This is a genomic window from Pseudomonas anatoliensis, from assembly GCF_017976235.1.
Lineage (GTDB): Bacteria > Pseudomonadota > Gammaproteobacteria > Pseudomonadales > Pseudomonadaceae > Aquipseudomonas > Aquipseudomonas anatoliensis.
Genome location: NZ_JACVHC010000008.1, coordinates 1 through 16,265, shown reverse-complemented (window position 1 = coordinate 16,265; position 16,265 = coordinate 1). Strand labels below are relative to the sequence as shown.

Below are 16,265 nucleotides of genomic sequence, written 5' to 3'. Positions count from 1 at the left end.
TGTCTTGCAAGAAAAGCAAAATGGCAGGAACGAATTCCCGCCAAATTTAGGGGTACAAGAGTCTAAAGAGGATCTTGTCCCCAGTCAAGGCAAGGCCCCGACCTCCCCACTCATCGAACCTCGACAATTTGTCTCGATTCGATGAACGGCGCGATCAGGGCCTTACGCTCATATATCGCAGAACTCAGTTACCGCTCGAGTTCAGCGCTTCGGTCAGTGCAGCTTCCACTTCACTGGCGCTTACGCGCAACGGCTTGTCTGCTTCACGACGACGCTTGCGCTCGCTGTGATATGCCAGACCGGTACCGGCCGGGATCAGACGACCCACGACTACGTTTTCTTTCAGGCCGCGCAGGTAATCGCGCTTGCCGGTGACGGCTGCTTCGGTCAGTACGCGGGTGGTTTCCTGGAAGGAAGCCGCCGAGATGAACGATTCGGTCGACAACGACGCCTTGGTGATACCCAGCAGAACGCGAGTGAACTTGGAGACAAATTTGTCATCCGCGCCCAGACGCTCGTTCTCTACCAGTACGTGAGTCAATTCCATCTGGTCGCCCTTGATGAAAGTGGAATCGCCGGATTCAGCGATTTCAACCTTACGCAGCATCTGACGCAGAATGGTCTCGATGTGCTTGTCGTTGATCTTCACGCCTTGCAGACGGTAAACGTCCTGGATCTCGTTAACAATATACTTGGCCAGCGCGCTCACACCCAGCAGACGCAAGATGTCGTGCGGATCGCTTGGACCGTCGGAGATAACTTCGCCGCGGTTTACCTGTTCGCCTTCAAACACGTTCAGGTGACGCCACTTCGGAATCAGCTCTTCGTACGGATCAGTACCATCGTTCGGGGTAATAACCAGACGGCGCTTGCCCTTGGTCTCTTTACCGAACGCGATGGTGCCGCTGACTTCAGCCAGAATCGACGCTTCTTTCGGACGACGGGCTTCGAACAAGTCGGCAACACGCGGCAGACCACCGGTGATGTCGCGGGTTTTCGAAGTTTCTTGCGGGATACGAGCGATAACATCACCGATCGCAATCTTCGCACCATCCGCAACACCGACCAAGGCGTTGGCTGGCAGGAAGTACTGAGCGATAACGTCAGTGCCTGGCAGCAACAGATCCTTGCCGTTGTCATCGACCATCTTCACAGCCGGGCGAATTTCTTTGCCGGCAGCTGGACGATCTTTCGCGTCGAGTACTTCAATGTTGGTCATACCGGTCAATTCGTCAGTCTGACGCTTGATCGTGATGCCTTCTTCCATGCCCACGTAGGTCACGGTACCTTTCATTTCGGTAACGATTGGGTGAGTGTGCGGATCCCACTTGGCCACGATTGCGCCAGCGTCGACCTTGTCACCCTCTTTAACCGAAATCACAGCGCCGTATGGCAGCTTGTAACGCTCGCGCTCACGACCGAAGTCATCAGCGATTGCCAGCTCACCGGAACGGGACACAGCAACCAGGTGACCATCCACTCGCTCAACGTGCTTCAGGTTGTGCAGACGGACGGTACCGCCATTCTTCACCTGAACGCTGTCAGCTGCGGAAGTACGGCTTGCCGCACCACCGATGTGGAACGTACGCATTGTCAGCTGGGTACCCGGCTCACCGATGGACTGGGCAGCGATTACGCCGACCGCTTCACCGATGTTCACCTGGTGACCACGAGCCAGATCACGGCCGTAGCACTTGGCGCAAATGCCATAGCGGGTTTCGCAGCTGATCGGCGAACGCACGATCACTTCATCGATGCTGTTCAGCTCGATGAACTCGACCCACTTCTCGTCTACCAGAGTGCCGGCAGGAACGATAACGTCCTCGGTACCTGGCTTGAATACGTCACGGGCAATAACACGACCCAATACGCGCTCACCCAACGGCTCTACAACGTCACCGCCTTCAATGTGCGGAGTCATCAACAGACCGTGTTCGGTGCCGCAATCGATCTCGGTTACAACCAGATCCTGCGCCACGTCTACCAGACGACGAGTCAGGTAACCGGAGTTCGCAGTTTTCAACGCGGTATCCGCCAGACCTTTACGAGCACCGTGAGTGGAGATGAAGTACTGAAGTACGCTCAAACCTTCACGGAAGTTCGCAGTAATCGGCGTTTCAATGATGGAACCGTCCGGCTTGGCCATCAGACCACGCATACCGGCCAGCTGACGAATCTGTGCTGCGGAACCCCGCGCACCCGAGTCAGCCATCATGTACATCGAGTTGAAAGATTCCTGGTCGACTTCGACGCCATGACGGTCGATGACTTTCTCTTTCGAGAGGTTGGCCATCATCGCCTTGGAGACTTCGTCGTTCGCTTTCGACCAAAGGTCGATCACTTTGTTGTACTTCTCGCCCTGGGTTACCAGGCCGGAGGCGTACTGGCTCTCGATCTCTTTCACTTCGTCGGTGGCAGCACCGATGATGCGGGCTTTTTCATCCGGGATAACGAAGTCGTTAACACCGATGGAAACGCCGGAGATGGTCGAGTAAGCGAAACCGGTGTACATCAACTGGTCAGCGAAGATCACGGTCTCTTTCAAACCAACCACGCGGTAGCACTGGTTGATCAGCTTGGAGATCGCCTTTTTCTTCATCGGCAAGTTGACGACGTCGTAAGACAGACCTTTTGGCACAACCTGGAACAGCAGCGCACGGCCGACGGTAGTGTCGACGATACGAGTACCGCTCACGCTGTTGCCGTCACGGTCGTTGACGGTTTCGTTGATACGTACTTTGACCTTGGCGTGCAGTGCGGCTTCGCCGGCACGGAACACACGGTCAACTTCCTGCAGATCCGCAAATACACGACCTTCGCCCTTGGCGTTGATCGCTTCACGAGTCATGTAGTACAGACCCAATACAACGTCCTGCGAAGGAACGATGATTGGCTCACCGTTGGCTGGCGACAGAATGTTGTTGGTCGACATCATCAACGCACGCGCTTCCAACTGAGCTTCCAGTGTCAGCGGTACGTGCACGGCCATTTGGTCGCCGTCGAAGTCGGCGTTGTACGCGGCGCAGACCAGAGGGTGCAGCTGAATAGCCTTACCTTCGATCAGTACCGGTTCAAACGCCTGGATACCCAGACGGTGAAGGGTCGGTGCACGGTTGAGGAGAACTGGGTGTTCACGGATCACTTCAGCGAGAACGTCCCAAACCTCTGGCAGTTCGCGCTCGACCATTTTCTTGGCCGCTTTGATGGTGGTCGCGAGACCGCGCATTTCAAGCTTGCCAAAAATGAACGGCTTGAACAGCTCGAGAGCCATCTTCTTCGGCAGACCGCACTGGTGCAGACGCAGGGTCGGGCCAACGGTAATTACCGAACGCCCAGAGTAGTCAACACGCTTACCGAGCAAGTTCTGACGGAAACGACCTTGCTTACCCTTGATCATGTCAGCCAGGGATTTCAGAGGACGCTTGTTCGAACCGGTGATAGCGCGGCCACGACGACCGTTGTCGAGCAGTGCATCGACAGCTTCCTGCAACATACGCTTTTCGTTGCGCACGATGATGTCCGGAGCGGACAGATCGAGCAGACGCTTCAAGCGGTTGTTACGGTTGATCACTCGACGATACAGATCGTTGAGGTCGGAAGTCGCGAAACGACCGCCATCCAGCGGGACCAGTGGACGCAGATCTGGCGGCAGAACCGGCAGAACGGTCAGCACCATCCACTCTGGAAGGTTGCCGGAACCCTGGAAGGCTTCCATCAACTTCAGACGCTTGGACAGCTTCTTGATCTTGGTTTCGGAGTTGGTTTGCGGAATTTCTTCACGCAGACGGCCAATCTCGTGTTCCAGGTCGATAGCGTGCAGCAGTTCGCGGACAGCCTCGGCACCCATGCGGGCGTCGAAATCATCACCGAACTCTTCTAGCGCTTCGAAGTACTGCTCGTCGTTCAGCAACTGACCTTTTTCAAGGGTAGTCATGCCCGGGTCGATAACGACATAGCTCTCGAAGTAGAGAACGCGTTCGATATCACGCAGGGTCATGTCCATCAGCAAACCGATACGCGACGGCAGCGATTTCAGGAACCAGATGTGGGCAACCGGCGAAGCCAGTTCGATGTGCGCCATGCGCTCACGACGAACCTTGGCCAGCGCAACTTCAACGCCGCACTTCTCGCAGATCACACCACGGTGCTTCAAGCGCTTGTACTTACCGCACAGGCACTCGTAATCCTTTACCGGGCCAAAGATCTTGGCGCAGAACAGACCGTCACGCTCAGGTTTGAACGTACGGTAGTTGATGGTTTCCGGCTTTTTAACTTCACCGAACGACCATGAGCGGATCATCTCAGGCGAGGCCAATCCAATACGGATGGCGTCGAACTCTTCGACTTGACCCTGGTTTTTCAGCAAATTCAGTAGGTCTTTCAAGGCCTTTCCTCCTGGCGGAGCAGAGAGCGGGCAATCCTGCCCCGCTCTCGATTCGCGTCACGTGTTATTCGGTTTCCAGATCGATATCGATGCCGAGGGAACGAATTTCCTTGATCAACACGTTGAAGGACTCGGGCATGCCCGGCTCCATACGGTGATCGCCATCCACGATGTTTTTGTACATCTTGGTACGGCCGTTCACATCGTCCGACTTCACTGTGAGCATTTCTTGCAGAGTGTAAGCAGCACCGTAAGCTTCCAGTGCCCAGACCTCCATCTCCCCGAAACGCTGACCACCGAACTGTGCCTTACCACCCAGCGGCTGCTGGGTAACCAGGCTGTACGAACCGGTAGAACGAGCATGCATCTTGTCGTCTACCAAGTGGTTCAGCTTCAGCATGTACATGTAGCCAACGGTAACTGGACGCTCGAACTTGTTGCCGGTACGGCCGTCAGTCAGCTGCATCTGGCCGCTTTCCGGCAGGTCTGCCAGTTTCAGCATGGCCTTGATTTCGCTTTCTTTGGCGCCGTCGAACACTGGGGTGGCCATTGGAACACCGCCACGCAGGTTCTTCGCCAGATCCAGGATTTCCTGATCGGAGAAGCTATCCAGATCTTCGTTACGACCGCCGATCTGGTTGTAGATCTCGTCCAGGAAAGTACGCAGTTCTGCGACTTTACGCTGCTCTTCGATCATACGGTTGATCTTCTCGCCCAGACCTTTGGCCGCGAGGCCCAGGTGGGTTTCGAGGATCTGACCAACGTTCATACGCGAAGGTACGCCCAGTGGGTTGAGGACGACGTCGACCGGGGTGCCATTGGCATCGTGCGGCATGTCTTCAACCGGCATGATCACGGAGACCACACCTTTGTTACCGTGACGACCGGCCATCTTGTCGCCCGGCTGGATGCGGCGACGGATTGCCAGGTAAACCTTGACGATTTTCAGCACGCCTGGAGCCAGGTCATCGCCCTGCTGCAGTTTGCGCTTCTTGTCTTCGAACTTGTCGTCCAGCAGACGGCGACGATCAACGATGTAGGCCTGAGCCTTCTCGAGCTGCTCGTTCAGAGCATCTTCAGCCATGCGCAGTTTGAACCACTGACCATGCTCAAGACCGTCGAGAACTTCGTCGGTGATGTCCTGACCTTTCTTCAGACCTGCGCCGCCTTCAGCCTTGTGGCCTACCAGAGCGGAACGCAGACGTTCGAAAGTCGCGCCTTCAACGATACGGAACTCTTCGTTCAGATCCTTGCGGATCTCGTCCAGCTGAGTCTTCTCGATCGACAGGGCACGAGCATCACGCTCAACGCCGTCACGAGTGAAGACCTGTACGTCGATGACAGTACCTTTGGTACCGGTAGGTACACGCAGGGAGGTGTCTTTAACGTCGCTGGCTTTTTCACCGAAGATTGCACGCAGCAGTTTTTCTTCCGGAGTCAGTTGGGTCTCGCCTTTCGGAGTGACCTTACCTACCAGGATGTCGCCTGCGCCAACTTCAGCACCTACGTAAACGATGCCTGCTTCGTCCAGCTTGTTCAGTGCAGCTTCACCCACGTTAGGGATGTCCGCAGTGATTTCCTCTGGCCCAAGCTTGGTGTCACGCGCCACACAGGTCAGTTCCTGAATGTGGATCGTGGTGAAGCGATCTTCTTGAACAACTCGTTCCGACAAGCAGATGGAGTCTTCGAAGTTGTAACCGTTCCAGGCCATGAACGCGATGCGCATGTTCTGACCCAGTGCCAGCTCACCCATATCGGTGGACGGACCATCAGCCATGATGTCGCTACGCTGAACCCGATCACCTTTACGCACCAGCGGACGCTGGTTGATGCAGGTGTTCTGGTTGGAGCGGGTGTACTTGGTCAGGTTGTAGATGTCGACACCAGCTTCGCCGGTTTCAACTTCGTCATCAGCAACACGAACCACAATACGGCTGGCATCAACGGAGTCGATCACGCCGCCACGACGAGCCACGACGCAAACGCCGGAGTCACGAGCTACGTTACGCTCCATGCCGGTACCTACCAGCGGCTTGTCAGCGCGCAGAGTTGGTACAGCTTGACGCTGCATGTTCGAACCCATCAACGCACGGTTGGCGTCATCGTGCTCGAGGAACGGGATCAGCGACGCTGCAACCGAAACTACCTGCTTCGGCGAAACGTCCATCAAGGTGACTTCTTCAGGCGCCTTGACGGTGAATTCGTTCAAGTGACGAACAGCTACCAGCTCGTCGATCAGCATTTTCTTGTCGTTCATCGCGGCCGAAGCCTGAGCGATCACGTGATCAGCTTCTTCGATGGCGGACAGGAACACGATCTCGTCGGTAACCAATGCGTCTTTCACCACGCGGTACGGGCTTTCCAGGAAGCCGTACTGGTTGGTGCGCGCATAGGCGGCCAAGGAGTTGATCAGACCAATGTTCGGACCTTCCGGCGTTTCGATCGGGCAAACACGACCGTAGTGCGTCGGGTGTACGTCACGAACCTCAAAGCCGGCGCGCTCACGAGTCAGACCGCCAGGGCCGAGTGCAGACACACGACGCTTGTGGGTGATCTCGGACAGCGGGTTGTTCTGGTCCATGAACTGAGACAGCTGGCTGGAACCGAAGAACTCTTTCACCGCCGCAGCCACTGGCTTGGCGTTGATCAGGTCTTGCGGCATCAGGCCTTCGCTTTCAGCCATCGACAGACGCTCTTTGACCGCACGCTCAACACGCACCAGGCCAACGCGGAACTGGTTCTCGGCCATTTCGCCGACGCAGCGAACACGACGGTTACCCAGGTGGTCGATGTCATCGACGATGCCTTTACCGTTACGGATGTCGACCAGAGTCTTCAGTACCGCGACGATGTCTTCCTTGCACAGCACGCCCGAACCTTCGATTTCGGTACGACCGATACGACGGTTGAACTTCATCCGGCCGACCGCAGACAGGTCATAACGCTCAGGGCTGAAGAACAGGTTGTTGAACAGGGTTTCGGCAGCGTCTTTGGTTGGCGGCTCGCCTGGACGCATCATGCGATAGATCTCGACCAGCGCTTCCAATTGGTTGCTGGTGGAGTCGATCTTCAGCGTGTCAGAAACGAACGGACCGCAGTCGATGTCGTTGGTGTACAGGGTCTCGATGCGAACAACCTGAGCCTTGGCGATTTTGCCGAGGATCTCAACGTTCAGCTCGGTATTGCACTCAGCCAGGATTTCGCCGGTGGCTGGATGCACGATGACCTTGGCGGTGGTGCGACCGAGGACGTAGTCCAGAGGCACTTCCAGCGTCTTGATGCCGGCTTTTTCGATCTGGTTGATGTGGCGCGCAGTAATACGACGACCCGCTTCAACGATGACCTTGCCTTTTTCATCCTGGATATCCAGAACGGCAATTTCACCACGCAGACGCGATGCAATCAGTTCCAGGCTGAGGGTTTCGCCGCTCAGGTGGAATACGTTGGTGGTGTAGAACGCGTCCAGTACTTCTTCGGTGGTATAACCGAGCGCGCGCAGCAGTACCGATGCCGGCAGCTTGCGACGACGGTCGATACGCACGAATACGCAGTCTTTCGGGTCGAACTCGAAGTCCAGCCACGAACCGCGGTAAGGAATGATACGCGCGGAGTACAACAGTTTGCCGGAGCTATGCGTCTTGCCGCGGTCGTGGTCGAAGAACACGCCCGGGGAACGGTGCAGCTGGGAAACGATTACACGCTCGGTACCGTTGATTACGAAGGTACCGTTCTCAGTCATCAATGGGATTTCACCCATGTAGACTTCTTGCTCTTTGATGTCCTTGATCGCTTTGTTCGACGATTCTTTGTCGAAAATGATCAGGCGCACTTTTACCCGCAAAGGTACGGCGAAAGTTACACCGCGCAATACGCATTCTTTGACATCAAATGCCGGTTCGCCCAGGCGATAACCGACGTACTCCAGCGCAGCATTGCCGGAGTAGCTGATGATCGGGAAAACGGATTTGAAGGCCGCATGCAGGCCCACGTCGCGGAACTGATCTTTAGTCGCTCCCGCTTGCAAGAATTCACGATACGAATCCAGCTGGATGGCCAGGAGGTAAGGCACATCCATGACGTCCGGCAACTTGCTAAAGTCCTTGCGGATACGTTTTTTCTCAGTATATGAGTAAGCCATCAGCGTTCCCCAGCTTGGTCACCTGCTTGTTTGGCCCCTCCCGACGGGAGCAGCCAGAAAATCGTGCAAACCCCATGGTTTGCTCCACCGCATCGGGTGGTTACAGCTCGTTACCAGCACCGACCCAGTCGGCTGCCAATAACGGAAAAAGGCCGGTGGCAAGAGCCACCAGCCATCAGCCTGTCGCTTGACGCTCGGGCTGGAGGAGCAAAGTCGATGCTTACTTCAGCTCGACTTTAGCGCCTGCTTCTTCCAGCTTCTTCTTGGCGTCTTCAGCAGCTTCTTTCGAAACGCCTTCCAGAACAACCTGAGGAGCGCCGTCTACTTTCTCTTTGGCTTCTTTCAGGCCCAGACCGGTCAGTTCGCGAACTGCTTTAATGGCGTTTACTTTCTTCTCGCCAGCTTCCAGCAGAACAACGTTGAACTCGGTTTGCTCTTCAACAACAGCGGCAGCAGCAGCTGGACCAGCAGAAGCAGCGGCAGCGGATACGCCGAACTTCTCTTCCATTGCCTTGATCAGCTCAACGATTTCCAGAACCGATTTTTCGCCGATTGCGTCGATGATTTGTTCGTTAGTCAGAGACATGACTTATTTCCTGAATTGGGGGACAGCCTGTAGGCCATCGAAATAAACAAAAATACGCGAGAGTTGAAACGCTGAGCCTTAAGCTGCAGCTGCTTCTTTCTGGTCGCGAAGTGCCGCCAGAGTACGAGCCAATTTGCTGGTAGCGCCTTGAATCACGCTCATCAGCTGAGAAATTGCTTCGTCACGGGTCGGCAGGCTTGCCAGCACGTCGATCTGATTAGCTGCGAGGAACTTGCCCTCGAACGCAGCTGCCTTGATCTCGAACTTATCCTGACCTTTGGCAAATTCCTTGAACAAACGGGCAGCAGCGCCAGGATGTTCGTTGGAGAATGCAATCAAGGTCGGGCCGGTGAACACGTCGTTGAGAACACTGTATTCAGTGTCAGCAACAGCGCGCTTGAGCAGGGTGTTACGTACAACACGTACGTAAACGCCAGCTTCACGAGCCTCTTTACGGAGTCCGGTCATTGCGCCTACTGTTACGCCACGTGCATCAACCACGACAGCGGACAGAGCGACTTTGGCAGCCTCGTTGACTTCAGCGACGATGGCCTTCTTGTCTTCGAGATTAATTGCCACGGGTTTAACTCCTGCTTGTTACCGTTTCATTCGATCGAAACCGAATGTCGTTTTGGTGTCTGATTCGGTAAGGAACCGGGAGCACCATCTGCGTAGGCTTATGGTTTAAGACTTGCGTCGCCTACGGTCTTGGATAGCCCCCGCCAGGCAGGGACCCCAATCTTTCAACTGGCGCGAATAAGCGCGCCAATTTTTTTCTTACGCGTCCAGCGAGCTCTGATCAATGATCAGACCTGGGCCCATAGTGGTGCTCAGGGTAACGCGCTTGACGTAGATACCTTTCGAAGAAGCTGGCTTGATACGCTTCAGATCAGCGATCAGGGCTTCAACGTTTTCCTTCAGCTTGACGGCATCGAAGCCCATCTTGCCAACGGAAGTGTGAATGATGCCGTTTTTGTCAGTGCGATAACGAACCTGACCAGCTTTTGCGTTCTTAACCGCAGTAGCTACGTCTGGAGTTACAGTACCAACCTTAGGGTTAGGCATCAGACCACGTGGACCAAGGATCTGACCCAACTGACCTACAACGCGCATGGCATCCGGGGATGCGATCACTACGTCATAGTTCAGGTCGCCGCCTTTCATTTCGGCAGCCAGGTCGTCCATACCTACACGGTCAGCGCCGGCAGCCAGAGCGGCCTCAGCAGCAGGACCTTGGGTGAACACAGCAACGCGAACGGTCTTGCCAGTGCCGTGTGGCAGCACAGTAGCGCTACGAACAACCTGGTCAGATTTACGCGGGTCTACACCCAGGTTTACAGCAACGTCGAACGACTCGCTGAACTTGACAGTCGACAGCTCAGCCAGCAGAGCAGCGGCGTCTACAATGTTGTAGGCCTTGCCTGCTTCGATTTTGCCGGCGATAGCCTTTTGACGCTTGGTCAGCTTAGCCATTACACACCCTCCACGTTAAGGCCCATGCTACGAGCAGAACCGGCGATAGTACGCACGGCTGCATCCATATCAGCTGCAGTCAGATCCGCGTTTTTGGTTTTCGCGATTTCTTCCAGCTGAGCACGGGTAACAGTGCCAACCTTAACGGTGTTCGGACGAGCGGAACCGCTGGTCAGACCGGCCGCCTTCTTCAGCAAAACCGAAGCAGGGGTGGATTTTGTTTCGAAAGTGAAGCTACGGTCGCTGTAGACAGTGATGATCACTGGAGTCGGCAGACCTGCTTCAATACCCTGAGTACGGGCGTTGAAAGCCTTGCAGAATTCCATGATGTTCACGCCGTGCTGACCCAGAGCAGGACCAACAGGTGGGCTTGGGTTAGCCTGAGCGGCCTTCACTTGCAGCTTGATGTAAGCGGTAATTTTCTTGGCCATGAGGCACTCCAATTACGGGTTCAAACGCCTCGAAAGGCTCCCCGGTTACTTGCGCGTATATCCCAGTGACGACAAAACCCCACAGCCTAAGGCTGCGGGGTTGGGATGCTTGCTCAGTTAGACCTTTTCGACCTGACTGAACTCCAACTCTACCGGAGTAGAGCGACCGAAAATGAGCACCGCCACTTGGATCCGGCTCTTTTCGTAGTTAACTTCTTCAACGACACCATTGAAATCAGCAAATGGACCATCATTGACTCGTACGGTTTCACCTGGCTCGAAGAGAGTCTTCGGCTTAGGCTTGTCGCTACCATCAGCAACACGACGCAGAATCGCTTCTGCCTCTTTATCAGTAATCGGTGCAGGCTTATCAGCAGTACCGCCGATAAAGCCCATCACCCGAGGAGTATCCTTGACCAAGTGCCAAGTACCCTCGTTCATGTCCATCTGTACCAGCACATAGCCTGGAAAGAACTTACGCTCGCTTTTGCGCTTCTGGCCATTACGCATTTCAACCACTTCTTCAGTGGGAACCAGAATTTCGCCGAAGCCATCTTCCATGCCAGCCAGCTTTACTCGCTCAACGAGCGAGCGCATGACATGCTTCTCGTAACCCGAGTAAGCATGCACAACGTACCAACGCTTAGCCACGGGACACCCTTAGCCGACAATCAAGGAAACAAGCCAGCCGAGCAGGGAATCAAGCCCCCACAACAGCAACGCCATAACCAGAACAACAGCCACCACAATCAGGGTGGTCTGCGTGGTTTCTTGGCGAGTTGGCCACACGACTTTACGAATCTCGGTACGAGCTTCCTTAACCAGTACAAAGAAAGACTTGCCCTTCGCAGTCTGCAGGCCTACAAAGGCAGCTACAGCAGCAATGACAAGCAAAGCCAGTACACGGTACAGGATCGGCGAAGCAGCGTAATACTGATTGCCAACAACGCCTACAACCACCAAAGCGACTACTACAAGCCACTTGAGCAGATCGAAGCGAGAGCCTTGTGCTTCAGCCTTAGGAGTCATCTATGAAGATCCTGTGAAAAGAAAGCCAGATACACCGAGTGAATCTGGCAGGTCAGGAGGGAATCGAACCCCCAACCTACGGTTTTGGAGACCGTCGCTCTGCCAATTGAGCTACTGACCTAAAACAAAATCAGGCCGACCATTATGCCGGCCCGAAAAATACATTACAACCGCTTATTCGATGATTTTAGCTACGACACCAGCGCCGACGGTACGACCGCCTTCACGGATAGCGAAACGCAGACCGTCTTCCATAGCGATGGTTTTGATCAGGGTGACAACCATTTTGATGTTGTCGCCTGGCATTACCATTTCAACCCCTTCCGGCAGCTCGCAGTTACCGGTCACGTCAGTGGTCCGGAAGTAGAACTGTGGACGGTAGCCTTTAAAGAACGGAGTGTGACGACCGCCTTCTTCTTTGCTCAGAACATAAACTTCTGCTTCAAACTTGGTGTGCGGCTTAACCGAACCCGGCTTAACCAGAACCTGGCCACGCTCTACATCGTCACGCTTGGTGCCGCGCAGCAGCACGCCGCAGTTCTCGCCAGCACGACCTTCGTCGAGCAGTTTACGGAACATTTCAACACCGGTGCAGGTGGTGACGGTAGTGTCACGCAGACCAACGATTTCCAGTGGATCCTGAACACGAACGATACCGCGCTCGATACGACCAGTCACAACAGTACCGCGACCCGAGATCGAGAATACGTCTTCGATTGGCATCAGGAACGGCTTGTCGATTACGCGAACTGGATCCGGAATGTAGGTATCCAGAGTCTCAACCAGCTTACGAACGGCAGTGGTGCCCATTTCGTTGTCGTCTTTGCCTTCCAGAGCCATACGAGCCGAACCGATGATGATCGGAGTGTCGTCGCCTGGGAAGTCATAGGTGGACAGCAGGTCGCGAACTTCCATCTCAACCAGTTCCAGCAGCTCAGCGTCGTCTACGAGGTCAGCCTTGTTCAGGAAAACCACGATGTACGGAACGCCAACCTGACGGGACAGCAGGATGTGCTCACGGGTTTGTGGCATCGGACCATCAGCGGCCGAGCAAACCAGGATTGCGCCGTCCATCTGGGCAGCACCGGTGATCATGTTCTTCACATAGTCAGCGTGACCTGGGCAGTCAACGTGAGCGTAGTGACGGATCAGCGAGTTGTATTCAACGTGCGCGGTGTTAATGGTGATACCGCGAGCTTTTTCTTCTGGGGCGCTGTCGATCTTGTCGAAGTCAACGATTGCAGAACCGAAAACTTCGGAGCAAACGCGAGTCAGAGCAGCAGTCAGAGTGGTTTTACCGTGGTCAACGTGACCAATGGTCCCAACGTTGACGTGCGGTAGGGAACGATCAAACTTTTCCTTAGCCATCGATATCACCCCTATCAGAAGAATTAAGCAAACAACAAAAGCCATTAAAACAAAGGCAGATATTTTCATATCTGCCTTGTTATATGGAGCTCTTGAGCGGATTTGAACCGCTGACCTCACCCTTACCAAGGGTGTGCTCTACCAACTGAGCTACAAGAGCGAAACACTTTGCACAACCTGCAAACTTGGAGCGGGTAGCGGGAATCGAACCCGCATCATCAGCTTGGAAGGCTGAGGTTCTACCACTAAACTATACCCGCAGAGCTTGCAGCTCACGCTAAAATCTGGTGGAGGGAGAAGGATTCGAACCTTCGAAGTCGTAGACGTCAGATTTACAGTCTGATCCCTTTGGCCGCTCGGGAACCCCTCCTAATCAGGCCGGCATTCTATACTATGCCAAACCCTTGTCAAGCAATTTCTCATTTAAAAACCTGAGGTTAGCTGCTTTGACATCGCCCTACTTCGTCGACCTTTGAAAGGTCTTCACTGCGGAGCGGGCGCCATTCTATTCAAACTATTCAGCAGGCGCAACCCCCTCACAGCGCATTATCTTATGTTTTAACTCATTGAATTCGTTGGAAAGGTTTTGCAACTGCGCATCCCCCAGCAAACGCTGGCTTTCAGGTGCAATACGCATCCAGAAACCCGCTGCAGGAGAACCCTCAAGCGATGGCTGAGCCTTGATATCCATTTGAGCCAAACGCTCGCCCAGCACCACAACCATCTCCTGACGGGCAAAACCACCGAGATAAAGGCACTGACTTTCAATTCGTTGCGGACCAGACTTCTCCTTGGCGGCCCTTCCACCTTCACTCAGCAGACGAATATCCTGCTGTGAACCTTTGTACAAACTCAGCGGCGTTACGTCCTTTGCCCGCAATGGCGCTTCCTGTTGATGCCAGACGTAATAGAAAATATTGAGAACAAGAAGTAGCAGGAACATCCAACGCATACATACCTCAAGACAAAGGACACGCCACAGCTAAACCGACGAAGACCAGATCTGGAACAAACCTGGCCCCAGGCGCTACGCTTGCAACCAGATCCGCATCTCCACCTGTAATAAATACGGTGAAGCCCTCCCCCCAATAGGATCGCGCCATTTCCAACTGGGTAAGCACGAACCCCTTCAGCATCAACGAGCATCCACGCTCTACTGCCTCAACAGTACTTCGCCCCGGCGCCTGGCTTGTCAGTGCGCGCTCAGCGGCAAAATCGTCATAGCGAATTTTTCGCGTATGGGTGCGCAACTGGTTGCGCATCAACGGCATACCAGGACAAATGAAACCACCAAGATGATCCCCATCTATCGCGATAAAGTCCGCTGTCACTGCAGTACCAAAGTCCAGCACGAGGCATGGACCTTTGGCCAGATGGAAAGCACCCAGCATCGCCAACCAACGATCGAGACCTAGACGCTCGTAATCTTCGTAACCGTTTCTAACACCAGACATTTCACGAGCAGGTTTCGCGCAGATAACCGAAACACCGAAGTCTCGCTCAAGCATCTCAATTAAGGCACCAGTCTCCGCAGCAGTGCGAACACTAACCATGCGGCATCTTCTTAGCGACAGCCCACTCAGCGCGCGCAAGCCTTCGCAAAGCGCCAGGTCCGAATCAACCACTCCCTCCGCGACCAAAGCAACAGCCTCAGCACCATTCAGCACTCGCCATTTTATGAAGCTGTTTCCGCAGTCGAGCTCAAGAATCATCACGCAACCTCAGACTGAGCTCACCACCACTAAAGACTTTTTCCACGCCATTCACCTTTAACCGCAGCGCACCCTGGCTATCAATTCCGAGCACAACTCCGTCTATCTGACTGACACCAGCAATCAGGGATACCGAGCGCTCCTGCCACAAATGATTGCCTTCCCATTCCGCTTGGAGAACCGAGAAACCATCCACTTGTTGACGCTCGATGTATGCCTGCAACTGCTCGCTCAACTCGGCTACGAGAACATTGCGATCACAGCTTTTACCAGACTCAAGCCGCATGGACGTCCATTGCTGATCAACCTCTTCTGCGACCTGCATATTCACGTTAATGCCTATCCCCAGAACCACGTGGCAGACATCCGCCGGATCTCCAACCAGCTCTAGCAGGATGCCGGCGATTTTCTTATTACCAACCAGAACATCATTGGGCCACTTCAAACCAGCGCCAGTCACTCCCAGCTTTCGAAGGGTTTGCAAGACCGCCAGCCCAACCACAAGGCTCAGACCCTCAAGCTGGCGCATACCTCCATCGATCCGCAGAACAAGACTGAAATAGAGATTTTCGGCAAACGGGCTAACCCACTTGCGACCTCTGCGCCCACGCCCCGAAGTCTGTCGCTCGGCAAGCACCAAAAAGGGAGCCGCCCGCCCCAAGCCAATGGCGCGCAATGCTTCAGCGTTTGTCGAGTCGGTAGAGTCGAGAACCGTGGCTGGCCAGCGACCCTTTATTCCCGCAATTTTAAGAGGGTCGAGCAACACCAGTGGAGCAGCCAACTGATAGCCACGACCTCGGACTTTGTGAATGGACAGTCCAAGCTCAGCCTCAAGGTGCTGAAGCTGCTTCCATACCGCACTTCGACTAACTCCCAAGGCAGCGCCAAGGTCCTGACCAGAATGGAATCGCCCATCCTTCAGAAGATTCAACAACGTCAACATGCAGGTTTCGCCTCACAATGAGGCCCGAATGATAGCTATGCCCCGGGCTGTTGCATAGAAATCAAGCAAGTACATTTCCTGCGGGCAAAACAAAACCCCAACTGCTTTCGCAATTGGGGTTTCGGAATTTAATCTTGACGATGACCTACTCTCACATGGGGAAACCCCACACTACCATCGGCGATGCATCGTTTCACTGCT

12 protein-coding genes and 4 tRNA genes are annotated in these 16,265 nt (G+C 54.6%); all 16 read right to left on the bottom strand.

The annotated features are described in order from the left end of the window. Window positions 1-184: 184 nt before the first annotated feature. The 16 genes from rpoC to birA all read right to left on the bottom strand — a co-directional run bounded on the left by rpoC (window position 185) and on the right by birA (window position 16,064). On the bottom strand, window positions 185-4,384 hold the full coding sequence (gene rpoC / locus ICA16_RS23750; RefSeq protein WP_150602054.1) for a DNA-directed RNA polymerase subunit beta': 4,200 nt from the start codon (window positions 4,382-4,384) through the stop codon (window positions 185-187). Between the two features lie 64 nt (window positions 4,385-4,448). Beyond that, a complete protein-coding gene (rpoB, locus tag ICA16_RS23745) occupies window positions 4,449-8,522 on the bottom strand; it encodes a DNA-directed RNA polymerase subunit beta (RefSeq protein ID WP_042561346.1) in 4,074 nt (1,357 codons plus the stop codon). 220 nt (window positions 8,523-8,742) lie between these two features. Then, window positions 8,743-9,108, bottom strand: a complete 366-nt coding sequence (gene rplL / locus ICA16_RS23740; RefSeq protein ID WP_042561347.1) for a 50S ribosomal protein L7/L12 — start codon at window positions 9,106-9,108, stop codon at window positions 8,743-8,745. A gap of 78 nt (window positions 9,109-9,186) precedes the next feature. Continuing rightward, a complete protein-coding gene (gene rplJ, locus ICA16_RS23735) occupies window positions 9,187-9,687 on the bottom strand; it encodes a 50S ribosomal protein L10 (RefSeq protein WP_007916479.1) in 501 nt (166 codons plus the stop codon). 198 nt (window positions 9,688-9,885) lie between these two features. Further along, on the bottom strand, window positions 9,886-10,581 hold the full coding sequence (rplA, locus tag ICA16_RS23730) for a 50S ribosomal protein L1 (RefSeq protein ID WP_042561348.1): 696 nt from the start codon (window positions 10,579-10,581) through the stop codon (window positions 9,886-9,888). Beyond that, window positions 10,581-11,012 (bottom strand): 50S ribosomal protein L11, encoded by a 432-nt coding sequence (gene rplK, locus ICA16_RS23725; protein WP_042561349.1) that lies wholly within the window; start codon window positions 11,010-11,012, stop codon window positions 10,581-10,583. The genes rplA and rplK overlap by 1 nt, the downstream gene beginning before the upstream one ends. 117 nt (window positions 11,013-11,129) lie before the next feature. Beyond that, window positions 11,130-11,663 (bottom strand): transcription termination/antitermination protein NusG, encoded by a 534-nt coding sequence (gene nusG, locus ICA16_RS23720; RefSeq protein ID WP_007916492.1) that lies wholly within the window; start codon window positions 11,661-11,663, stop codon window positions 11,130-11,132. A gap of 9 nt (window positions 11,664-11,672) precedes the next feature. Continuing rightward, a complete protein-coding gene (gene secE, locus ICA16_RS23715) occupies window positions 11,673-12,041 on the bottom strand; it encodes a preprotein translocase subunit SecE (protein WP_064589465.1) in 369 nt (122 codons plus the stop codon). Between the two features lie 45 nt (window positions 12,042-12,086). Beyond that, window positions 12,087-12,162: transfer RNA gene (locus ICA16_RS23710), tRNA-Trp, on the bottom strand. A gap of 53 nt (window positions 12,163-12,215) precedes the next feature. Beyond that, complete coding sequence (gene tuf, locus ICA16_RS23705) at window positions 12,216-13,409, bottom strand: elongation factor Tu (protein WP_150602052.1); 1,194 nt, start codon at window positions 13,407-13,409, stop codon at window positions 12,216-12,218. 84 nt (window positions 13,410-13,493) lie between these two features. After that, window positions 13,494-13,569, bottom strand: a tRNA-Thr gene (locus ICA16_RS23700). 26 nt (window positions 13,570-13,595) lie between these two features. Beyond that, window positions 13,596-13,669: transfer RNA gene (locus ICA16_RS23695), tRNA-Gly, on the bottom strand. A gap of 25 nt (window positions 13,670-13,694) precedes the next feature. Next, window positions 13,695-13,779: transfer RNA gene (locus tag ICA16_RS23690), tRNA-Tyr, on the bottom strand. 144 nt (window positions 13,780-13,923) lie between these two features. After that, window positions 13,924-14,361 carry a hypothetical protein gene (locus ICA16_RS23685; RefSeq protein WP_210555703.1) on the bottom strand — a complete coding sequence of 146 codons (438 nt, stop codon included), beginning with the start codon at window positions 14,359-14,361 and terminating at the stop codon, window positions 13,924-13,926. Window positions 14,362-14,368: 7 nt separating this feature from the next. Continuing rightward, window positions 14,369-15,121 carry a pantothenate kinase gene (locus ICA16_RS23680; protein WP_210555704.1) on the bottom strand — a complete coding sequence of 251 codons (753 nt, stop codon included), beginning with the start codon at window positions 15,119-15,121 and terminating at the stop codon, window positions 14,369-14,371. Further along, entirely contained in the window at window positions 15,111-16,064 is a 954-nt protein-coding gene (gene birA / locus ICA16_RS23675) for a bifunctional biotin--[acetyl-CoA-carboxylase] ligase/biotin operon repressor BirA (RefSeq protein WP_210555705.1), read from the bottom strand. Before birA ends, ICA16_RS23680 begins: the two co-directional genes overlap by 11 nt. Between the last annotated feature and the right edge of the window lie 201 nt (window positions 16,065-16,265).